This is a genomic window from Thermodesulfovibrionia bacterium, assembly GCA_030646035.1.
GTDB lineage: Bacteria > Nitrospirota > Thermodesulfovibrionia > UBA6902 > UBA6902 > JACQZG01.
Genome location: JAUSMY010000030.1, coordinates 232,802 through 251,957, shown reverse-complemented (window position 1 = coordinate 251,957; position 19,156 = coordinate 232,802). Strand labels below are relative to the sequence as shown.

Here is a 19,156-nt window from a genome sequence, read left to right as displayed (position 1 = left end):
ATAAAATGATCATGGATATTTTCACGACTCTTAAAACAAAATGGGATACTGCCAGGCCATACGTGGAGATGGCTGACGCAGCTTTTCTCTTTTTGCGGCTTATAATTCTCTGCGGCGGGATCGTATGGCTCATCTTCTCTAATATCCCGCAGAAAGGCCTTGAGGATCTCAGCAATCTTTTTCTCTATTTTTCTGTTTACTCTATCCTGATCTATCTTCTGCTCTTTTTTTATCCGGAGAAGAAAAAGAACATCCATGTGTTCTTCCTCTTTTTCGACTTTCTCTTCACATTTCTGCTGGTCAGGTTCACAGGCGGGTTTGACAGCCATTTCCTGAACGGGTTTTATTTGATGACAGCCCTTTATTCCTTCTATTACGGCCTTGCGACCGGCGCTGCCATATCCGTTGTGGCTTCATCGCTTTATCTTGCAAGCGGCAACTTTGACTTCACCACCCACTACTGGGCTGATATTTCCGTCAGTATCGCGTCCCTGTTTCTGGTGTCAATCCCGCTCGGCATGCTCTCCCAGAGATTGAAGAGAGACAGCGCTGAGATATCAAACCTGAATGTAAGCCTGAAAAATTATATTGTTGAGCTGCAGAACATCCATGGAAGGCTTGTCCAGGTGGAGAAGATGTCAGAACTGGGAAGAATGGCTGCGGACGTAGCTCATGAGATAAGAAATCCGCTGACATCCATAGGAGGTTTTGCGAGGCGCCTTGAGCATGAATTATCGCATATGACCAATGAAAAGGAGTATGTTCAGAACATCCTGAAAGAAAAAGAGTACGCGAAGATCATCATAGCAGAGGTTAACAGGCTGGAAAGGATCTTGAGAGATATACTCACTTTTTCAAAAGACGTTAAATACAGCATGAAGCATCAGGCGATAAGCGGGATCATAAAAGAATCGCTCCATATATTTGCTGACATGTGTGCGGACAAATCAATAGCCGTAGAGGAGAAGATCGACGGATCGCTTCCTGATATTTTAATGGACAGGGACCAGGCCAGGCAGGCGGTCAATAATCTTATCTCAAACGCAATTGATGCAATGCCCGGTGGAGGCATGCTACAGCTGAAGGCATTTATGGATAAATTGAATTCAGTCAATTATCTTGTGGTGGAGGTTGCCGACACAGGCTGCGGCATAACGGAAGATAAATTAAGCATGATCTTTGAGCCGTTTTATTCTTCAAAAGAGATAGGCTCCGGCACAGGCCTCGGCCTTTCCATATGTAAAAAGATCATGGATGAGCACTGCGGATTGATAAGGGTTGAGAGTAAATTAGGCAGGGGCACATCTTTTAAACTGTTCTTCCCTTATCAGAGCAAAGAAGAAGGGTCTAAGATAAAATGCTGGGAATTCCTAAAGTGCGGCGTAGAAAAGACAGAGGGCGCGGCGCTCACAAAATGCCCAGCCTATCCTGATTACGGGCGTATATGCTGGGCTGTATCCGGGACATTCTGCGGCGGGAAAGTGTGCGGCGCCATTGCCCAGAAACTTGGCGACTGCAAGAAGTGTGAATTTTATAACAGGATGGTTGTGCTTAAAAATGTTTAAGTAGTATTTTGCCTGTTTATCAGACTGACACTTTTTCTCTTAGTTCTTCAAGAATGTTGGCTAATCTTTCTCTTGCCTAAAATAAGTGTATGTTTTTATTTTCACTTTCTCATGTCGTTATTTTTATGTTTACAATGCTCTTCAATAATTTAAAATGTTTGTCCATTGAATAGATCTCACAATCATTTTGTTTGGCATTCTGGGCTATTATTAAATCGGGGATACTGACCCCGTTTGCGCCTTTTTTTAAACACTGCACCTGATAGTCAATGATCTCATCCCATTTGATATGCAGTTGAAGCTTATTAATATCATTCAGCAGCCCTATAATGCTTTTTTGTTTTCTGAGCTTGAGGAATGGTATTAATTCTGCGAGGATCAAGTCGTTGGTAACGACCAGGTTTTCATCTATTAAAAAATCAAGTTTCTCAACGTTGTTTCCATTCCTGAAATATTCTATCCAGACAGAAGTATCAACTAATGCCGGCATTGACGTCCCCTGATAACGCCCAAGTCAATGTCCAAGTCTACTTTGCCTTTAAATTTTTTTAATTCAGAAATCTTTGATCTTCTTATTAACTCTTCCAGGGCTGTAACGATGACTTTGGTTTTTGTCTGGATGTGAGTGGCCTTCATTGCTTCTTCAAGTAATTTTTCAGGTAAATCAAGTGTTGTTCTCATAGCTGGCCTCCGTATGCATTAATTTAGCATCTTATGCATAATGTGTCAATTGACGAGCCTGTAGAATGAACATTTCAATATTCACATTGCATAGATATTATTGACATGCAGTCACCTGTATTTTAAACTCATTAAAAAAAGGCTGGATTGAGGATTGTCTGTAATCGGCATATATATCGGCAATACTGTATACATTATTTCTCTATTGACTTGCAATAACTAATTGTTTAATATATATTTATTAAGGATAATAAACAGGTAATTAAATCGGCAATATAAGATTGATATGTCTTTAGCAATAAACAAAATGACGCCTCTTTATCCTGAAAATGCTGAGGAGCTTCACGACCTCGCCCTGTCTGTAATCCAGAAGTCTGCTGCCCTTGGCAGCCGGCAGCATCCTGTCACGCTCCGTTCGCTGCATGAGTTGCTCCGAATAATTAACAGTTATTATTCCAATCTGATCGAGGGCCATAACACGCATCCTTATGACATTGTCCGTGCGATGCAGAGGAAGTACGACGCAGAACCGGCAAAGCGTAATCTTCAGTTGGAGAGTGTTGCACATATTACTGTTCAGAGGGACATGGAAAAAAGATTACAGGATGAGCCTGAGTCCAATATTGCAAGTCAGGAATTTCTTTGTTATATACACCGGGAATTTTACAACCAATTGCCCGAGGAGTTTCTAATCGTGAAGGATATTGATACAGGCCGCGAAAGCAGGGGTGTGCCGGGCGAGTTTCGCAAAGAAGCGGTAAAAGTCGGACGGCACATTCCGCCGAAAAGTGGTTCTCTTGGTGGCCTACTTGATCGGTTCGGAGAATTTTATGCGCCGGGACATCATTATGGCGCGGCAAAGCTCGTTGCAACAGCAGCAGCCCACCATCGATTCATGTGGATACATCCTTTCCTCGACGGCAACGGCCGGGTGGCTCGTCTATTTACAGAGGCATATTTTCGTCGGATTCCAGTTCTCGGCTACGGTCTCTGGTCAGTGAGCCGCGGTCTTGCCCGCCGGAACGCTGATTATAAGGCTGCGCTCACATGGGCGGATGCTCCACGGCGCAATGACCTCGACGGCAGAGGGAATCTGTCGAATGAAGGGCTAATACACTTTTGCAGGTTTTTTCTGGAAGTCTGCCTTGACCAGGTGGAATATATGGGTGACCTGCTGAAGCTCGAAGAACTCATTCAGCGGATCAGGCACTATGTTGACCTTAGAAACAGGGGTATGGCCCCCGGGCCATCGGGCGAAAAACAGCCTCTCCGGCCAGAGGCATCCGGAATGCTTCAGGAGGTGCTGATACACGGCGTCTCGACGCGGGGTGATGTCATTCAGGCTTCAGGGTTGAAGGAACGCACAGGACGAAGCCTGTTGGGAATTCTTCTTGAGGAGGGGTTGCTGGTTGCTGATACGCCGAAGGGAGAGGTCAGGTTGGGATTTCCTATTCATGCGGCAGGATGGTTTTTCCCGGAGTTGTATCCGGTGTTGACGAGATAGGCGGCAATTTAAGAGAGGGTTGTGGGTGTTAAGATAACAAAATGGACAGATCAGAAAAAGACCCTGTAAAGATACAGACGATGTTCACGACTATAGCTCATCGCTATGACTTCCTGAACATGGTGCTGAGCCTTGGGATAGACAGGAGCTGGAGGAGGTTTGCGATAGATCAACTTCCGAAACCAGCGAATGCCCGTTATCTTGATGTGGCAACCGGCACAGGTGATGTGGCGCTGGAGATAGTCAGAAGGATTTCAGGTTCAAAGGTGCATGGTGTTGATTTCAGCGAGGGCATGCTGGAGATCGGAAAGGCTAAGGTCATCAATGCCGGCCTTGGCGAGAGGATAGATATGGGTTTCGGCGATGCGACCGCTTTGCCGTTTGAAGATGATACATTTGACGGCTCGATAATCGCGTTCGGCATCCGAAATGTGCAGGATTATAAAAAGGGCATCAGCGAGATGGGCAGGGTTGTGAAGAAGGGCGGCAGGGTTGTGATACTGGAATTCACAACGGTGCAGAATCTTTTTATCAAACCGTTCTATCGTTTTTATATCTCAAGAGTTCTCCCATTTATCGGAGGTGTTATCTCAGGCAAAATGGGCGCTTATAAATATCTGCCGCAATCCATGCTCGCATTCCCGTCGCCTGAAGAGCTTAAAAAGACGATGGAGGATACAGGGCTGATGGATGTTAAATATTACAAACTGACACTTGGCATTGCAGCTGTGCATGTCGGTACTGTCAGATGAGCCGCTTTGTTGTTCAGGAACATCACGCATCACATCTTCACTGGGACTTCAGGCTTGAGAAGGACGGGGTCTTAAAGAGCTGGGCTGTGCCCAAAGGCGTGCCAGATAAGAAGGGAATTAAACGTCTTGCAATACAGGTGGAAGACCATCAACTCAGCTACATTGATTTTGAAGGCACTATCCCTGAGGGCGAATACGGAGCCGGTATGGTAAAGGTCTGGGACAAGGGCGTGTATGAACTTGAATCTGAAACTGACAAGAGGATAGTCTTTGAACTGAAGGGCAAACGCTTAAATGGCTCCTACAGTCTCGTACACCTCAAAGATAAGCAGTGGCTATTGATAAAACTCTGACCTCTATCCTATGAATGCAGAAAAACTTCTATTAAAGGGAATGGATGAGCTTGGGCTCTCCTGCTCAAAAAAAGCGACTGCTGATCTTCTTACACTGCTTTCAGAGCTTAAGAAGTGGAACAAGGCGTATAACCTCACCTCATTAAAGACTGACGAAGATATAATCATCAAGCATTTCTTAGACTCGCTTCTGTATCTGAAGGTTTTCCCTGACAATGCATTAAAGGCCGCTGACATTGGGACAGGCGCAGGCTTTCCCGGTATCCCCATAAAGATCATCAGGCCTGATATTGAGATGACGCTTGTAGAGCCTTCAAGAAAGAAGGCTGCATTTCTCAGGAATATCGTAAGGGTTCTTAAGCTTGATAAGGTCAATGTCCTGCAGATGAGGGCTGAAGAGATGGGTGAGGATCTCCATGATTATTTTGACATTATCGTCTCAAGGGCGACATTTAGTATAATGGATTATATTCAAGCAGCCTCTCCTTACATAAGGCCGGGCGGCGTTCTGATCGTGAGCAAGGGGCCGAATTATTCAGAAGAGATTAAGGAGCATCCAGAAACCGGAAAGCTCATCAAAGAAGTAAAAGAATTTGTTCTCCCATATGGAGGAGGAAGCAGGAACCTGATCCTGTTGAATCCTAAACAAGGTAATGACTGAAGATAAAGATAACAAGATAAATCAGCTTGACACCCTCATCGAGATGGCTGCGCTCATAAACTCCACGCTTGACCCTGTCTCTATCCGGAAGAAAGCTATTGAGGCGGCCACAAAGCTGCTTGATGCCGAGGCTGGCAGTTTATTACTGTTAGACCCTGAGACCGGAGAGCTCTTCTTTGAAGTTGCATTGGGCGAGAAGGGGGACAGGATGAAATCGATAAGGCTTGCTAAAGGGCTTGGGGTCGCCGGCTGGGTGGCTGAGAATGACGAGCCTGTTATCATAAATGACCTTTCCGCTGACCCGAGGTTCTATAAGGGCGCTGATAAGGAGAGCGGTTTTCAGACAAGGAATATGGTTTGTGTGCCTGTCCGTTCCAAAGAAAGGATCATAGGCGTGCTGCAGGCGATCAACAAGAAAGAGGGGATCTTTGAGACAGATGATATGTCAATGCTCTATGCGCTCGCAAACCAAGTTGCAGTGGCGATAGAGAATGCCTTTCTTTACAGGGATTCCATAACCGACGGGCTTACAGGGCTGTATCACCATAAGTTCTTTGAGCTCAGGATGGGTGAGGAAGTGGATCGTGCAAAAAGGTATAAGCACAATATGGTGCTTATTATGATAGATATTGATTTCTTCAAAAAGGTCAATGACACATATGGACATCTTGCCGGTGACAGTGTGCTTAGGGGAGTGGCTGCCATCCTCAAAAGGGGCACCAGGATGAGTGATATTGTGGCGCGTTACGGCGGGGAAGAGTTTGCCGCGATACTGCCTTACACGTCTTATGAGAATGCGCTTGAGGTTGCTGAAAGGCTGCGAAGCGCGGTTGAGAAGAATGATTTCAACGGCATAAAGGTCACCATAAGCCTCGGGCTCGGTTATTTTGAATGGAAGAATCAGGATATTGAATACAGGGCGCTTATAGCTTTTGCAGACAGGGCGCTGTACAAGGCAAAGGCGAATGGAAGAAACCGGATCGAGATACTGATTGCAGAAAAAGAGAATGCCTGAGGAGATAACAATTAACCTGTATTAAATTAATTCACCTCTTCTTCTCCACCCCTTTTTTCTTTAAATAGCTTGTTCAGAACTGTTTCAATCTGCTGGTGGGTCATCCGGCCCTCTTCAAAAAATATCCTGCCTATAACTCTGTGCGGCCGTGCTGAGAGGTCGTCTTCGATCTGTTTTGCAAGAGCCTCTTTTAACTGATTCGGCGTTACATAGCCCATATCCACAGCTATCATGCCGAAGCGGGGGCAGTACTTTTTTGAAATCTCCTTGTCTATGTCTTCGTTCATTCCGGTATGTTATGTTCTGCCTATGGAGAAGTATTTTAATCCTGCTTTTCTTGCATTATCAGGCTCGTAAATATTCCTAAGGTCAAAGAAGAAGCTGCCCTTTGCCAGTTTCTTTATCTTATTCAGGTCAAGGTTTCTGAACTCGTTCCATTCTGTGACAATTACAACTGCGTCTGAACCCCTGACTGCGCTGTATGCATCTTTACAATAAGTTAAGTCAGGGAAAACGGCTTTTGCATCATTCATGGCAACAGGGTCGAATGCCCTTATCTTTGCCCCGGCCTTAATGAGTTTTTCGATGATGAATATTGCCGGCGCCTCTCTTATGTCATTTGTATTCGGCTTGAAAGAGAGCCCTAAAATGCAAACTGTCTTGTTCTTTAAGCTGCCTATCGCTGCCTTAATCTTTTTTACAGACCTCTCCTTCTGCTCTTCATTTGCCTTTACAACAGACTTGATTATCCCGAGTTCGACATCATATTGTTTTGCTATCTGTAGGATGGCAAGCGTGTCCTTGGGGAAACAGGAACCGCCGTATCCGGGCCCGGCGTGAAGGAATTTCGGGCCTATCCGCCTGTCAAGCCCCATCGCCTTTGCAACCGTCTGCACATTGGCTCCGACTGCTTCACACAGTTTGCTCAGATCGTTAATAAAGGATATTTTGGTTGCGAGAAAGGCGTTTGAGGCGTACTTTATCAACTCGGCGGTCTTGACCTCGGTCATTACTATCGGCACTTCGATGAGGTTGAGTGGTTTATAAAGGTCTCTCATTATCGCAGCAGCGCGTTCGCTTGATGTGCCTATGACAATCCTGTTCGGCCTCATAAAGTCTTCTATGCCTGCTCCCTCCCTGAGGAATTCCGGGTTTGAGGCGATGTCAAAGTCTATATTCTCTTTTAAGTGTTTCGAGATGATCTTATGGATCTTTTCTCCGGTGCCCACGGGAACTGTGCTTTTAGTGACGATAACCTTGTAGCTGTTGATGTGGTTTGATATCTCTCTTGCCACGCCTTCCACATGGCGCATATCTGCTGAGCCGTCGCCGCGCGGAGGTGTGCCGACCGCGATAAATATGACGAGTGAGGACTCTACGGCTTTTGCTATGTCTGAAGTAAAGCTGATACGCTTTGCCTTTATGTTGTTCTGAAGGAGCTCTTCAAGGCCCGGTTCGTAAAATGGAACCTTTCCTTTTTTTAATTTGCTTATCTTTTTTTCGTCATTGTCAACGCAGGTGACATTAAATCCGAACTCTGCAAAACATGCCCCGGTTATTAACCCGACGTATCCTGTGCCTATAATGGCGATATTCATATTTTCCCCTCGTCTTTTTTTATTAGCTGTCTGAATTTAGAATATTTTTTAAAAGTATAAACCGAATATAAACAGGCTAATATTATGCCATAAAGGCCGTCGAGCATTCCCAGGCGGATTAAATACATCTTGATAAAGGTCGCGGGCGGCCTGAAGATAAGATCAAAAAGAGATGATTTCCGCTTTTGTTTATAAAGCTCTTTTGCGGCAAGGCCGGAATACTTCTCCATCCTCTTCATAAAATCATCCATCCCACTATATGTGTAGTGTATTATAGGGTTCTCGAGGCGGCCGGTCTTGCCGCTGACCTTTATAGCCTCATGCACCTCCCTCTCCTCGAATGTCCCTTTTTCACGTTTAAATAACCTCAGTGTATAATCAGGCCACCATCCGCCGTGGCGTATCCATTTATTCGCAAAGAAATTTTTACGGGCGATGTAATAGCCGTCTGCCGGTGCAGTGCCTGTCATCGCCCTGACTATTTCTGATTTAAGGTCTTCTGATACACGCTCATCAGCATCAAGAACAAGGATCCATGACTGTGTGGTCAGGCTTATGGCGGTGTTCTTCTGAGCTGAAAAACCAGCCCATTCCACAGGATAGACCTTGTCAGTATACTCTCTGCATATCTCCTGCGTCTTATCCGTGCTGAAAGAATCAACGACCACGATCTCATCAGCCCACTTAACGCTTTCAAGCGCTTCCCGGATATTCTCTTCTTCGTTATATGTGATTATCGCGACTGAAAGCATTATTTAATACGCCCCTTCTGACAGCTTAACCTTAAAATTTCCGGCCTTTGTCTGGATCTCGATCATTACAGGGATCTTTTTCCCGTCATCGGAAAGCCAGATATATACATCACCTTTTTTAAGGAAGAGGCCCTCTGATTTAAACATAGGCTTTATCAGGATTGTATCAAATTCTCCTGCAGGTGTGCGTATCCTCTCTTTCTTTATAACCTGCACCTCGGTCTTCCAGGTTTTTTTATCTTCAAATATATCTAAGTATTCTAAAGTTCCCACCTTCAAAGGCCGTTTCCTTAATTCATAAAGCGCTGATAATGCGTCATATGCCTTGCCTTCCAGTTCGAACTCAACGGTCTCTTTGTCAAGGATATTCCTGTATACAACCTTCTGTTTCCCGTCTTCGGCAGGCATTTCAAAAGAGGTTGCCTTCTCCCTCCTGTGCCGTCCCTCACTTATGCTGATCGTGTAGCTTTTTGGGAATCCGTCACTGTAAAGCGTGGTCTGCGTTGTATCATCAACCTTGTAGAATAATGATACAAAAGAGGTAGATGTTTCATGTGAAGTTATTCTGATCCCCTCTGCTGTATTCTCAAAATCCATGGTTGCCTTGCCCGCCCTGATCCCTGACCAGAAGATATGGTAAACGAAATTTTCCGGGAGCCTTTGCCCTGCTTCAGAGGGCGATGAATAGAGAAAGAGGCAGGAGATGATAAGCGCATAAACCATGCATGCCTTTCCGTAATGTATTTTCATAAGTATCTCCTTAATGCTTTATAGGCGGTTTCTACGGTTATCCCTTTCATGCAGACGAGGTCTTTGCATCTCTTTTTAAAGCACGGGCTGCACTGCGCCGATGCCCTGAGCACATTAAGGTCTTTATTGGTCTGCCATCCGTACGGGCCGGTCTTTTCATAGTCTGTAGGCCCGAAGAAGGCGATTACCGGTTTATTCAGAGCGGCTGCTATATGCATCGGGCCTGAATCATTGCTCACAATGACCCTGGCTCCGTCTATAAGAGCGACGAGTTCCTTTAGATCTGTTTTGCCGCAGAGATCAATGATCTTTCCCGGAGACTCATCTTTTATCTCCTGAACTATACTCATGTCGGAAGCGCTGCCGGTAATAACGACCGGCATATTTATCTTGGATATGAGAGAGGCAAAGTATTCAGGAGGCCACCGCTTGCTATCCCACCTTGCAGACGGGGCTATCAATACATATTCACGGCTGTCTTTCAATAGTTCCGTTATCTTATCACGGGCTGCGCTGTTAACAAAAAGCGGGAATTCTATCTTCTTTGATGATGCTCCTATAGCCTTTGCCATGGCAAGGTTTTTATCAACCGCATGAACAGCACCGTTGGTTGAAACTTTTTTCCCGTAGAAGAGGGTGCTGCCCTCTCGGCCATCGGCAAAGCCTATCTTTAAAGCTCCGGGAGTGAAATGCGTTATAAGCCCGCTCCTCAGCAGGCCCTGAAGGTCTGCTATGATCTCATAATATTTAGCGTTCAATATTTTTTTGAACTTCCTGATCTCGATGAGGGTTTTTGGAAGGTTTTTTAAAGCCTTCATGGAGTCCTTGTCAAAGACTATCAATTCGTTGATCAGCGGATTCCCCTCAAGAAGGCCCTTAAGATTTTTGCTCACCACCCAGTCGACCTGTGATTCAGGATAGGTGTCTTTAACCGCCTTTAAAAAGGGGAGGGCGTGAATGATATCTCCCAAAGAGCTGGGTTTTATGATAAGTATCTTCATACTATTTCTTCTCTTCTTTTAGTATCCAGTCAGCAGCTTTATTTATATCTGCTGCGACATAAGAAGCAACTGTGATCTGTGGAGCTTCTTTTGCTAATAAGATCCCCGTCACTCCGGTTTTGTTGGAGAGAAGAACATCCAGTTCTTTATCACCTATCATAAATGATGTTTTCAGGTTTATCCTGTGTTTAAGTCTTGCCTTAAACAGCATTAACGGTTCAGGCTTTCTGCAATCGCACCCTTCATCAGGATGGTGCGGGCAGTAGAAGAAGTCATCTATCCCGAGCTCTTTCTGAAGAAAGGCGTTGGATTCCATTAAAAATTTTTCATCCACAATTCCCCTTGCTATGCCTGACTGGTTTGTTATGCCGATAAGTTTGAAGCCGGCATCTTTCAGCCTCTTAAGCCCCTCTCTGATATTCGGCAGTATGATGAGGTTATCAAAGCTGTTGAGATAGTTTTTGTCTTCTATAAGGGTTCCGTCCTTATCCAGGAAGACCGCTCTTTCTTTCGGCAATATTTCCATGAGTGCATTGAATACGTCATCGCCAGTTATCCCTGTCATGCACTTCAGGTGTCCCTCAGGGCACTCTCTCTCAAGGCATGGAGCACAGGGCAAATTACTTGATATTATCTTATGCCCCTCTCCAAACGGGCCTGTTGCTGTAGAGTCGGTCGAGCCGAATATGGCGACAGTCGGCACAAGGAGCGCGGATGCCATATGCATGGGGCCTGAATCATTTGTTATGAATGCGTCGCACTCTGAAATAAGTGAAGCAAGCTGTCTGATATCTGTCTTGCCAGCCATTATCATGATATCTTTGGAATGGTCAGGGCAGAGTGACGCTATTTCATAAGCTATCTCTGCTTCAGAAGGCCCGCCGAATATTATCACCCTCCCGTTAAGTTCATCTATGATCCTTTTGATCACTTCTGCAAAGCTCTCAGGCATCCACCTCTTTGCAGAGCCGTAAGCAGCGCCGGGGTTGATACCGACGATAGGAGAGTTTTGGATCTGAAACGGCGAGCTGTTTATAAGTGACCTTGCCCATCGCCTCTCCTTATCGGTCAGGTATATATACGGATGAGTGAATGGCGCATCTATTCCTGCTTTATTCAACAGGTCGAGGTAATAATGGACCTGATGTTTTTTCAGGCTCTCTTTCTCAACTATAATTGATTTGGTGAGGAGAAAGCCTCTTGCATCTCTTGCGTATCCGATACGTTCAGGTATTTTTGCAAGCCATGTTATAAGAGCCGCGTCAAAGGCGTTCTGAAGCAGGATAGCCTTATCAAATCCCTTCTGCCTTAACTCTTTTGCAAGCCTGAATTTACCAATAAGAGAGTCATATTTTTTATCGTAAAGAATGATCTCATCTATATCACGGTTCTCCCTGAAGATATCCGCGACCCACGGTTTCACAAGCAGGCTTATATGCGCGTCAGGAAACTCATGCCGCACCGCGCTTATGGCAGGTATCGTAAGCACGGCATCGCCGATCCAGTTGACCCCTCGGATGAGGATTCGTTTAATATCTTCAGTAGATTTGTTTGTCATTATTGATGTTGTAGTTGATGATGAAGCTTCAGCGCCTCAATCTTCTTTCGCACTTTTTTAAATACTTTTATGGCACATCAAAACAACTGGCTCTTCACCTTCTGCTGTGTGAGTTTTGCGAATTCCATAATATCTTTAATTGATGCGCCCTTGTCCCTCAGGCTATAAAAAGTATTTTCACCAAGCAACGCATAGTTCCACTCGCATCCCATTCTGTCATCTAGTTTGAGTCCATTAATTTTATTGAGCCAATCCAAAGCAGCAAGTTCTTTTTGCCTCACGTTGGCATCATTCAAATCTTTGGTTGCTTTTGTTTCGACAAGGTAGATTGATGAATTCACCTTTACAATAAAGTCCGGATAATAAGACGACAGCATACCGTCATTACGGATATAATTTAAGTGGGCGAAATCGTGATAATTTTCATTGATCTTCAGAAAGCTGTTAACCAGAGAATCGCTGTCACAAAAGAGCATGAAATTTTTCTCTAATTCTCCTTTATTAGATGGGTAAGGAAGTTTCTCATATATAGTCTTTGTAATATCGAGAGAATAATTTTTACGCATCTTTAATTCATTCACTTCAGAGAAATACATTTTGAGTACTACTGCCTCTTCAATATTGATATTGTTCTGCATGTCATAAATAATCCTGCTGAGTTCCTTAACAAGGTGCTGTGTAATGCCGGTTTGTGAAAGCAGCAATATACGCCAGTTGTTATCTTCAAATGGATTAAAGGAAGCTTTGAACAATCCGTTGCGAATGAAGTTGTCAACAACCCCGATCAATGAAGCGTTGTTGATTTGCATTACAGGGTAATCCTTCATCGTTCTCTGGCTGACTTTTACAAAGGTGCTTGTTATAGTTTTAACCAGTTTTGCCAGAAACTCGTTATAGCTCTTAGCTGTGAGCAGGTCGCCTGTCACTCTATAGTCACCAAACCGGGTTTTGACAGTTATCTCTTCCGAGACAAAAACCTCATCTTTGGGAACCATGTCTTTCAGCTTGTCTAATGAATACCACTCAAAACCTGATAAATAATAGGCGGACGGCTCCATGACCTGAAGGATTTCTTCTTTGTCCTGAACAACAATAGGCCAATAAAGATCATAGTCTTTGTAGTTGCTTTTCAAGCCGACTTTTATAATATCTCCGAGGATGCTTTCCCGATCTTCAGGCAATTCATGCGTTTCAACGATAGAGCCTTCTTTGACAAGATCATCATAAAACTCGATAAATGCAGGATGCTCAACAATACTTAAAATATCGAGGTAATTGGACGGCTCTTCTTTTTTCTGTAAGAGTTTAATTCTGTTCTCAGTCTTTATCTCCTGATAATCCGGTTCGCGCCACATGAGGCGCAAACCTCTGCCGATAATCTGTTCAAGCAGGATCGGGGCTTGCGTTGACCGCAACGGGACGATAACGCAAATATTGCTTACGTCAAAACCTTCCCTAAGCATGAGGACAGATACGATAACCTTTGGACTGGAATGATTATCAATACTGAAGAGACGCCGTTTAACTTTCTCCCATTCCTTTGCAGGGATTGAACCTTTCCTATCTGAATCTATCTGAACAACATCTTCTTCGCCAAGTCCTTCATTGTCAGAAAGAAACTGCGTCACAAATGGGGAAACCTTTGTATCCTCGCAAATCACTAACATCTTTGGATGTTTGTCAGACATTCCCGATTTATCGCGGGTTAAATTCACAAACTGTTCTTCCAGTATCTTCAGTTTCTGTAAGCCCGCCCTGAGCATTAGCTTCTGTCCTGGTGAAAGGCCGATCACTATATTCCCCTCACGCACAGCTTTAAAATCAAGCTCCATTGTGGCAATCTCTTTGCGCTTATCAAGGGTAATTGTTTTAACAAGTCCTTTATGAATAGCTGTCTTAAGATCAAAATCCACGATAATATGAGGGAAGAAGTGCTTTGTCCTCTTCTGTCCGCTTCCGGTCACATCATAGGGAGTTGCTGAAAAATCAATCTGGATAAAACTCCTGCCTTTACCTTCAGCAATTTTGTTCAGCGATTTCTGCCATTCAACCTCAGAGACAATACCGGCCTTCTTTGTTTCATGAATGTGGTGTGCCTCGTCATTAAAGACGACCATATTCTCAAGCCCTGCAAGATATTCAATCTCACCGCCGCTCAAATATTGATTGTCGAGAGTTTCAAGGGAATGCCCTGTTGATGTGCCGGGCGTAATAGGGAATATTTCCTTTACTGCTTTAGAAGGGTCTTCCAATGGAGCTGTCTCAGTGTATTCCTCTTCTTCGACTCCTGACAGAAGATGCCAGTTGGTAATGGCGATCATTCCGTCACCGGTAATCTTCTTTCCTATCTCTTCTTTTCTGACAACATTGGATTGGATAAAGCCAAAGAGTGTTTCTTTATATGCGGAAGGGATGAACAAGTCCTCAAACTTTTTAAAGTCTGATGTGGCAAAGTTCCTTGTGCCGTCCTGTCCTTCCTTGCCCAGATAAGCGTCCAAAAGCCGTTCATATACGATTAATCCCGGCGCTACAATTAAAAACCGTTTGGAATAAAGACCGCTTGGCGCTTCTTCATGTCTTGCATTGAGATATTGCCATATCAAGAGAGCATTCAGCACCCATGTCTTGCCGGTTCCCGTAGCCATCTTGATGCAGTATTTTGGATGGCTGAATTTGTTTTTTTTGAGATAGGACAGATCCATCTCGGCAGTAATGTCACTACTGACTGAAGAATACATGTCAAACACAGACTCTGCTTTCAAAATCTCATGAGTATAGATTGTATTCAGGATTGCCTGCTTCTGTCCCTCGTGAAAGTTGACTGTCCTTGCGTCACAGAAAGGATCGGAGAACCAGAACCTGAGCAGGTCTTGCGTAACCGGAGTAGTTTTGCTAATGAAGCTGCCGTTCTCCCATTCGCTTAATACCAGCGCAGACATCGCTCGCGCGAATTTTAAAGGAACATCCCTTGTGCCTGTGTTAAGAGCTATGGACATTATCTACCCGCAGCCGCTAAAATTTCTTGCCTACCGAATAACGATGCAGTAACATCTGACTTATTAGATTTTAGATTATTTGTCATAGTGCCTTCTTTAATGTGGTATTCCTTGTTGTTTTTCTTACAAAACTCAATAACCTGACGGCTCAACTTATTGTAAAAGCCTTTATGATCCTGATATTGCGAAACCATCCCATTATAGTTAAGCCTTCCGAAGATGATCTTATCCGCAAAAGCAACAGACTTTAGAATCTCTTCAAACTTCTGGTCAATTATATTGGGCGTAGGATAAGGCTCTATGCTTACCCATGTCTTTACTCCTTTTTTATGCAAGCGGTAGAGACTCTTGATTCTCTCTTTATAAGGTGCGGAGAAAGGCTCATACTGACTTCTGTAATCTTCATTAAGTGAAATCAGTGTAATCCCGAATTCATTTGAAGGGCTTAGCTTTGCCAGTTCATCAGGCAGAATCCCTTTTGTCAGAGCGGTGCATTTTATGCCTGCGTCGTTCAGCATCCTGATAAGGGTAACGCTTAAATCGGTTATCTCCTGATAGCCGTACATGAACGGGTCGGTGCTGAAGCACAGATGCACAAATTTAATTTTGTCCCTGTGTTTTGGTATTTCCTTCTTCAGCAATTCAGCGGCATTTGAAACAATCTTAGGCTTAATCCATTCTTCATAGCTCTTAACCTTGCCAAATCTTTTTGCCATAAGCATTGCGTAGCATGGATACATGCACCCGTGCGAGCATCCCTCGACATGGTTGATGGTGTAGTCCCCATACTCGACTCCGCTTTTGTAAAGCAACGATTTTCTTTGTATGTATTGCATAGTTTTCACCTCAAAAAGTTACCGCATCATTAAGGTCTATACTTTTTCTTTTCCTTCCCTTCTCTGTCAATTCAGGATTTCTTGCTATTTTTGCTTCCTTACCTTCCATTTCTTTTAAAGCAGTTTTAATTCCAGCCTCCAAAAAAAGTTCCGAGTCTATGATTTCAATTAAGATGTCCTCATATCGTTTTGTTTGCCCTTTATACTTCTCAACCAAAAACTGTTTTATCTCGCTTACCTTCATGTCCTTATTATCAAATAAGGTTAAACAACCATGTTTAGGCCCGGAGAACTCAACTTTGCCGTAATTGAATTTAGCAAATGCTGACTTCATGATTGAGCATCCTTTAAGGTTGTTTGTGAGGTGAAAAAGATAATAGTAGGTTCTGTCTCTGTCGGAAAAGCTAAGGCGATATGGAAAAGCAAACTTTGAAAATTCTTTTAATTTTGTCCGATATAAATTAACGATTCCCTGCTCTCTCTCTGTACCGCTTAATGTTTTTAAAGCTTTCCAATCCTTGCATCCGAATAAATCATTAAGCGTGTCTTCAAGTTCGTCAATTAAAAAACGGTTTACTTGCGTAAACATGAAGTTGAGCAATATCTCTGATTTGGGAATTGCCATAATCCGCTGAAGGGTTTGAAACTTTATTTTAAAGCCGAAAGGATCAATAAAAAAGAATGTCGGTTTTAAGTTGCCCTTAGTTTCATCCAGAAGTTTATTTATTTCAGCATCAAAGCTTCCTTCAATAATTATAGGCTCTGTGTTAAGCCCTCTGTGTTTAAATAGCTTACAGATGTTTTCGATATTGTTTTTGTCTTTTTCAATCAGGACGATAGTAACTTTTCTGTCCAAGTTTTCTTTGTTTTTTTCGATAACTTCTGCTGCAAGTATAGGAGAGCCGTAATGAATTTTGTCATTTTCAATGTATGCTCCGCTTCCGGCAAAGCAGTCAAAATAGTTCAAATCATTCCATTTGCCGACAATTGTTACCCATTTATCGAAATATTCCGTGAACACAAAATGCTTTATTTTTGTTTGTGGTTCATAGGGCCAGAAAAAGAAGTCGTAGCCGTTTTTATATATCTTCTCCATTACCCCACTTCCTCCACAACAACGCTCTCAAACCCGAACACATCCACAGCCTTCACGCAGATTTTGCGGTTGCCTTTGACCTTTGGTGACAGGATGGCGACTTCTTTTACGACTCTGAAGGGGTCAGCGTCATTATCAACGTTGCTTCTGTAATCCTGCCATTTACTGCGGAAGGTTTCGCCGTCATAGTCAGGGTCTACGCTCCAGTATTCGATAAGCGCAAGCGGGTCGTTGGCGATGATGTCCTGCAATTTTTCCTTGTTTGCGTCGTCAAGGGGCAGGGAGCCAGGAGAGAGCAGAATATAATTGTCCAGCTCGATAGTTATTTCATCAATATCGGATGAATAGTTTTTTATCCTCGGCTTTTTGATAGAGAGATACTGGAGCGATGAGAATCGTATCTTGCCGCTTTTCAGGAGGCTTTCATAACTGGACTTTGTCTTTAGCTTGTCGAGAAGATCAGGAGGTATGACCAGAACTTCCAGTTTATCATCGTTGAAATTCTTGATGAGCGTTGCAATATCAAAGACAAAGTTCCAGCCGAGGACAACGACCTTGTTCCATCCGCCGAGAAAGGACTCCCTCAATTCCTGCGCCTTTTTCAATGTGGCATAGCCGGTCAGTTTTGAAGGGGAATCAACCACAACGAGGGTGCGTGAATTTTTAATGTATCCAAGATTGCGGTTTGGATTCTGCTCGTCAGGGAAGGGCAATGCGCCGTAGAGGTTGATGACGACCTGTGACAGATCACCAATACGTCTGAACAGACGGCTTGAGGTAAAGGCTTCCTTCTGATAATCGCCGATGGATTGATAAAGGAACGGCTTTGCCTCCTGATCTATAAGACGCTGCCTTGTAATCATGATAGCCGGTTTGCCGATGTCCGACATTATCCACCTGCGTCCATTTTTTTCAGCAACCGCTCCGGTAGTGCCGGAGCCGGAGAAGAAGTCGGCTATGATGGAGTTTTCGTTGGATGATGATTTGACGATACGTTCAAGAAGGGATTCTGGTTTTTGTGTGCCATATTCGACTCGTTCTTTAGCTTGGGAATTAACTGTGAAAATATTTGTCCATATATCTTGAATGGGAATTCCCGGCATGTCGTTCATATACTGTTTTAATCTTGGCGTCCCATTCTTTGTGTAATATAATCTACCCTCTTTCTCATATCTTGCCATTGTATCTTTTGGACAGCGCCATATCCCTTGCTTTCCTTTCCACTCATACGAATACCCGCCACCTTGAAGCCCTTTAGCCGACAAGTCTCGATCTAAAAAAATACCTTTTTCGTCTTTGTGCCTATAATAAGTTTTTATATAGTCATCGGTATATGGTTCGTATTGGGTATTGAAAATATTGTTTTGGCTTTTGGAATACAAGAAAAGTACATCGTGAAGATTCCCATATGTTTTACTATCACTGTGCGCAGTTGATCGCTTCCACACAATCTCATTTACGAAATTCTCTTTCCCGAAAATCTCATCCATCAACACCTTCACATAATGCCCGACATGCCAATCGAGATGGACATAAATTGATCCCTGCTCACTCAGCAATTCTCTCATCAGTACAAGTCTCGGATACATCATTCGCAAATAACTGACTGTCCCGTCTTTCCATGTGTCGGAATAGGCAAATTGTTCAAGCACAGTGGGCTTCTGTTCAATAGTGGTTCCGGGCAGGGTGATCTTTGTCCGGTAATCAGCCTTGCTGTCAAAAGGAGGGTCATTATAGATGAGGTCAACCTTGCCGCGCATTGAAGGCAGTCCGGTTGCCGGATCACCGGCAAGTAACGCCTGCATCACAAGCAGGTTGTCGCCATAGACGAGCCTGTTGTGCCATTCCTGCTCAGAGATCTCTTTCATCTGCCCGCGATAAAGCCCGGACTTGTCCTTGGACGGCAGCACATACTCATTGGTCTGCAAGGTAAGCTTATTGGAACCGGACAACCTCTCAAGTATCCGCTCCACTTCCTTCTTACCCTCGGCAACAATCTTCGGCAGTTGTTCTATTAAAGATTCAGGCATAATTTATA

At 43.9% G+C, this 19,156-nt stretch carries 18 protein-coding genes; 6 read left to right on the top strand and 12 right to left on the bottom strand.

Features of this window, described 5'->3' with window-relative positions; all coding sequences use genetic code 11:
• Window positions 1-5: 5 nt before the first annotated feature.
• A complete protein-coding gene (locus Q7U10_04850; protein ID MDO8281939.1) occupies window positions 6-1,565 on the top strand; it encodes an ATP-binding protein in 1,560 nt (519 codons plus the stop codon).
• A 109-nt stretch (window positions 1,566-1,674) separates the two neighbouring features.
• Here Q7U10_04850 and Q7U10_04845 read toward each other — a convergent pair whose 3' ends face one another.
• Window positions 1,675-2,055 carry a PIN domain-containing protein gene (locus Q7U10_04845; GenBank protein MDO8281938.1) on the bottom strand — a complete coding sequence of 127 codons (381 nt, stop codon included), beginning with the start codon at window positions 2,053-2,055 and terminating at the stop codon, window positions 1,675-1,677.
• A complete protein-coding gene (locus Q7U10_04840; GenBank protein MDO8281937.1) occupies window positions 2,043-2,246 on the bottom strand; it encodes a type II toxin-antitoxin system VapB family antitoxin in 204 nt (67 codons plus the stop codon). The genes Q7U10_04845 and Q7U10_04840 overlap by 13 nt, the downstream gene beginning before the upstream one ends.
• A 286-nt stretch (window positions 2,247-2,532) precedes the next feature.
• Between Q7U10_04840 and Q7U10_04835 the strand changes: the two genes are divergently transcribed.
• The 5 genes from Q7U10_04835 to Q7U10_04815 are packed head-to-tail and all read left to right on the top strand — an operon-like array spanning window position 2,533 to window position 6,531.
• Entirely contained in the window at window positions 2,533-3,750 is a 1,218-nt protein-coding gene (locus tag Q7U10_04835; protein ID MDO8281936.1) for a Fic family protein, read from the top strand.
• Between the two features lie 41 nt (window positions 3,751-3,791).
• On the top strand, window positions 3,792-4,502 hold the full coding sequence (gene ubiE, locus Q7U10_04830) for a bifunctional demethylmenaquinone methyltransferase/2-methoxy-6-polyprenyl-1,4-benzoquinol methylase UbiE (protein MDO8281935.1): 711 nt from the start codon (window positions 3,792-3,794) through the stop codon (window positions 4,500-4,502).
• Window positions 4,499-4,855: a DNA polymerase ligase N-terminal domain-containing protein gene (locus Q7U10_04825; GenBank protein ID MDO8281934.1), complete on the top strand. Its 357-nt coding sequence runs from the start codon at window positions 4,499-4,501 to the stop codon at window positions 4,853-4,855. Before ubiE ends, Q7U10_04825 begins: the two co-directional genes overlap by 4 nt.
• A gap of 10 nt (window positions 4,856-4,865) precedes the next feature.
• The gene (gene rsmG / locus Q7U10_04820; GenBank protein ID MDO8281933.1) at window positions 4,866-5,516 is read left to right on the top strand and encodes a 16S rRNA (guanine(527)-N(7))-methyltransferase RsmG; all 651 of its coding nucleotides are present in this window, start codon (window positions 4,866-4,868) and stop codon (window positions 5,514-5,516) included.
• Complete coding sequence (locus Q7U10_04815; protein MDO8281932.1) at window positions 5,509-6,531, top strand: sensor domain-containing diguanylate cyclase; 1,023 nt, start codon at window positions 5,509-5,511, stop codon at window positions 6,529-6,531. The genes rsmG and Q7U10_04815 overlap by 8 nt, the downstream gene beginning before the upstream one ends.
• Window positions 6,532-6,557: 26 nt before the next feature.
• Here the strand turns inward: Q7U10_04815 and Q7U10_04810 are convergent, their stop codons facing one another.
• The 10 genes from Q7U10_04810 to Q7U10_04765 form a co-directional block, all read right to left on the bottom strand.
• Entirely contained in the window at window positions 6,558-6,818 is a 261-nt protein-coding gene (locus Q7U10_04810) for a hypothetical protein (protein ID MDO8281931.1), read from the bottom strand.
• A gap of 9 nt (window positions 6,819-6,827) precedes the next feature.
• Complete coding sequence (locus tag Q7U10_04805) at window positions 6,828-8,129, bottom strand: UDP-glucose/GDP-mannose dehydrogenase family protein (protein ID MDO8281930.1); 1,302 nt, start codon at window positions 8,127-8,129, stop codon at window positions 6,828-6,830.
• On the bottom strand, window positions 8,126-8,881 hold the full coding sequence (locus tag Q7U10_04800; GenBank protein ID MDO8281929.1) for a glycosyltransferase family 2 protein: 756 nt from the start codon (window positions 8,879-8,881) through the stop codon (window positions 8,126-8,128). Before Q7U10_04800 ends, Q7U10_04805 begins: the two co-directional genes overlap by 4 nt.
• Before the next feature lie 3 nt (window positions 8,882-8,884).
• A complete protein-coding gene (locus tag Q7U10_04795; GenBank protein MDO8281928.1) occupies window positions 8,885-9,631 on the bottom strand; it encodes a DUF3108 domain-containing protein in 747 nt (248 codons plus the stop codon).
• Window positions 9,628-10,632 carry a lipopolysaccharide heptosyltransferase II gene (gene waaF / locus Q7U10_04790; protein ID MDO8281927.1) on the bottom strand — a complete coding sequence of 335 codons (1,005 nt, stop codon included), beginning with the start codon at window positions 10,630-10,632 and terminating at the stop codon, window positions 9,628-9,630. Before waaF (Q7U10_04790) ends, Q7U10_04795 begins: the two co-directional genes overlap by 4 nt.
• Window position 10,633: 1 nt before the next feature.
• Window positions 10,634-12,190 (bottom strand): lipopolysaccharide heptosyltransferase II, encoded by a 1,557-nt coding sequence (waaF, locus tag Q7U10_04785; protein MDO8281926.1) that lies wholly within the window; start codon window positions 12,188-12,190, stop codon window positions 10,634-10,636.
• Window positions 12,191-12,267: 77 nt separating this feature from the next.
• Entirely contained in the window at window positions 12,268-15,186 is a 2,919-nt protein-coding gene (locus Q7U10_04780; protein MDO8281925.1) for a DEAD/DEAH box helicase family protein, read from the bottom strand.
• The gene (locus Q7U10_04775; GenBank protein ID MDO8281924.1) at window positions 15,186-16,022 is read right to left on the bottom strand and encodes a radical SAM protein; all 837 of its coding nucleotides are present in this window, start codon (window positions 16,020-16,022) and stop codon (window positions 15,186-15,188) included. Before Q7U10_04775 ends, Q7U10_04780 begins: the two co-directional genes overlap by 1 nt.
• Window positions 16,023-16,032: 10 nt before the next feature.
• The gene (tcmP, locus tag Q7U10_04770; GenBank protein ID MDO8281923.1) at window positions 16,033-17,118 is read right to left on the bottom strand and encodes a three-Cys-motif partner protein TcmP; all 1,086 of its coding nucleotides are present in this window, start codon (window positions 17,116-17,118) and stop codon (window positions 16,033-16,035) included.
• Window positions 17,118-19,148: a site-specific DNA-methyltransferase gene (locus tag Q7U10_04765; GenBank protein ID MDO8281922.1), complete on the bottom strand. Its 2,031-nt coding sequence runs from the start codon at window positions 19,146-19,148 to the stop codon at window positions 17,118-17,120. Before Q7U10_04765 ends, tcmP begins: the two co-directional genes overlap by 1 nt.
• Window positions 19,149-19,156 lie beyond the last annotated feature (8 nt).

Coding starts and splice junctions, on each gene's coding strand:
- ubiE (MDO8281935.1), top strand. CDS start 3,792: ATGGACAGATCAGAAAAAGACCCTGTAAAGATACAGACGATGTTCACG.
- Q7U10_04800 (MDO8281929.1), bottom strand. CDS start 8,881: ATGCTTTCAGTCGCGATAATCACATATAACGAAGAAGAGAATATCCGG.
- Q7U10_04815 (MDO8281932.1), top strand. CDS start 5,509: ATGACTGAAGATAAAGATAACAAGATAAATCAGCTTGACACCCTCATC.
- Q7U10_04775 (MDO8281924.1), bottom strand. CDS start 16,022: ATGCAATACATACAAAGAAAATCGTTGCTTTACAAAAGCGGAGTCGAG.
- Q7U10_04805 (MDO8281930.1), bottom strand. CDS start 8,129: ATGAATATCGCCATTATAGGCACAGGATACGTCGGGTTAATAACCGGG.
- Q7U10_04825 (MDO8281934.1), top strand. CDS start 4,499: ATGAGCCGCTTTGTTGTTCAGGAACATCACGCATCACATCTTCACTGG.
- Q7U10_04840 (MDO8281937.1), bottom strand. CDS start 2,246: ATGAGAACAACACTTGATTTACCTGAAAAATTACTTGAAGAAGCAATG.
- Q7U10_04765 (MDO8281922.1), bottom strand. CDS start 19,148: ATGCCTGAATCTTTAATAGAACAACTGCCGAAGATTGTTGCCGAGGGT.
- Q7U10_04845 (MDO8281938.1), bottom strand. CDS start 2,055: ATGCCGGCATTAGTTGATACTTCTGTCTGGATAGAATATTTCAGGAAT.
- Q7U10_04795 (MDO8281928.1), bottom strand. CDS start 9,631: ATGAAAATACATTACGGAAAGGCATGCATGGTTTATGCGCTTATCATC.
- Q7U10_04835 (MDO8281936.1), top strand. CDS start 2,533: ATGTCTTTAGCAATAAACAAAATGACGCCTCTTTATCCTGAAAATGCT.
- Q7U10_04810 (MDO8281931.1), bottom strand. CDS start 6,818: ATGAACGAAGACATAGACAAGGAGATTTCAAAAAAGTACTGCCCCCGC.
- Q7U10_04780 (MDO8281925.1), bottom strand. CDS start 15,186: ATGTCCATAGCTCTTAACACAGGCACAAGGGATGTTCCTTTAAAATTC.
- waaF (MDO8281927.1), bottom strand. CDS start 10,632: ATGAAGATACTTATCATAAAACCCAGCTCTTTGGGAGATATCATTCAC.
- tcmP (MDO8281923.1), bottom strand. CDS start 17,118: ATGGAGAAGATATATAAAAACGGCTACGACTTCTTTTTCTGGCCCTAT.
- rsmG (MDO8281933.1), top strand. CDS start 4,866: ATGAATGCAGAAAAACTTCTATTAAAGGGAATGGATGAGCTTGGGCTC.
- waaF (MDO8281926.1), bottom strand. CDS start 12,190: ATGACAAACAAATCTACTGAAGATATTAAACGAATCCTCATCCGAGGG.
- Q7U10_04850 (MDO8281939.1), top strand. CDS start 6: ATGATCATGGATATTTTCACGACTCTTAAAACAAAATGGGATACTGCC.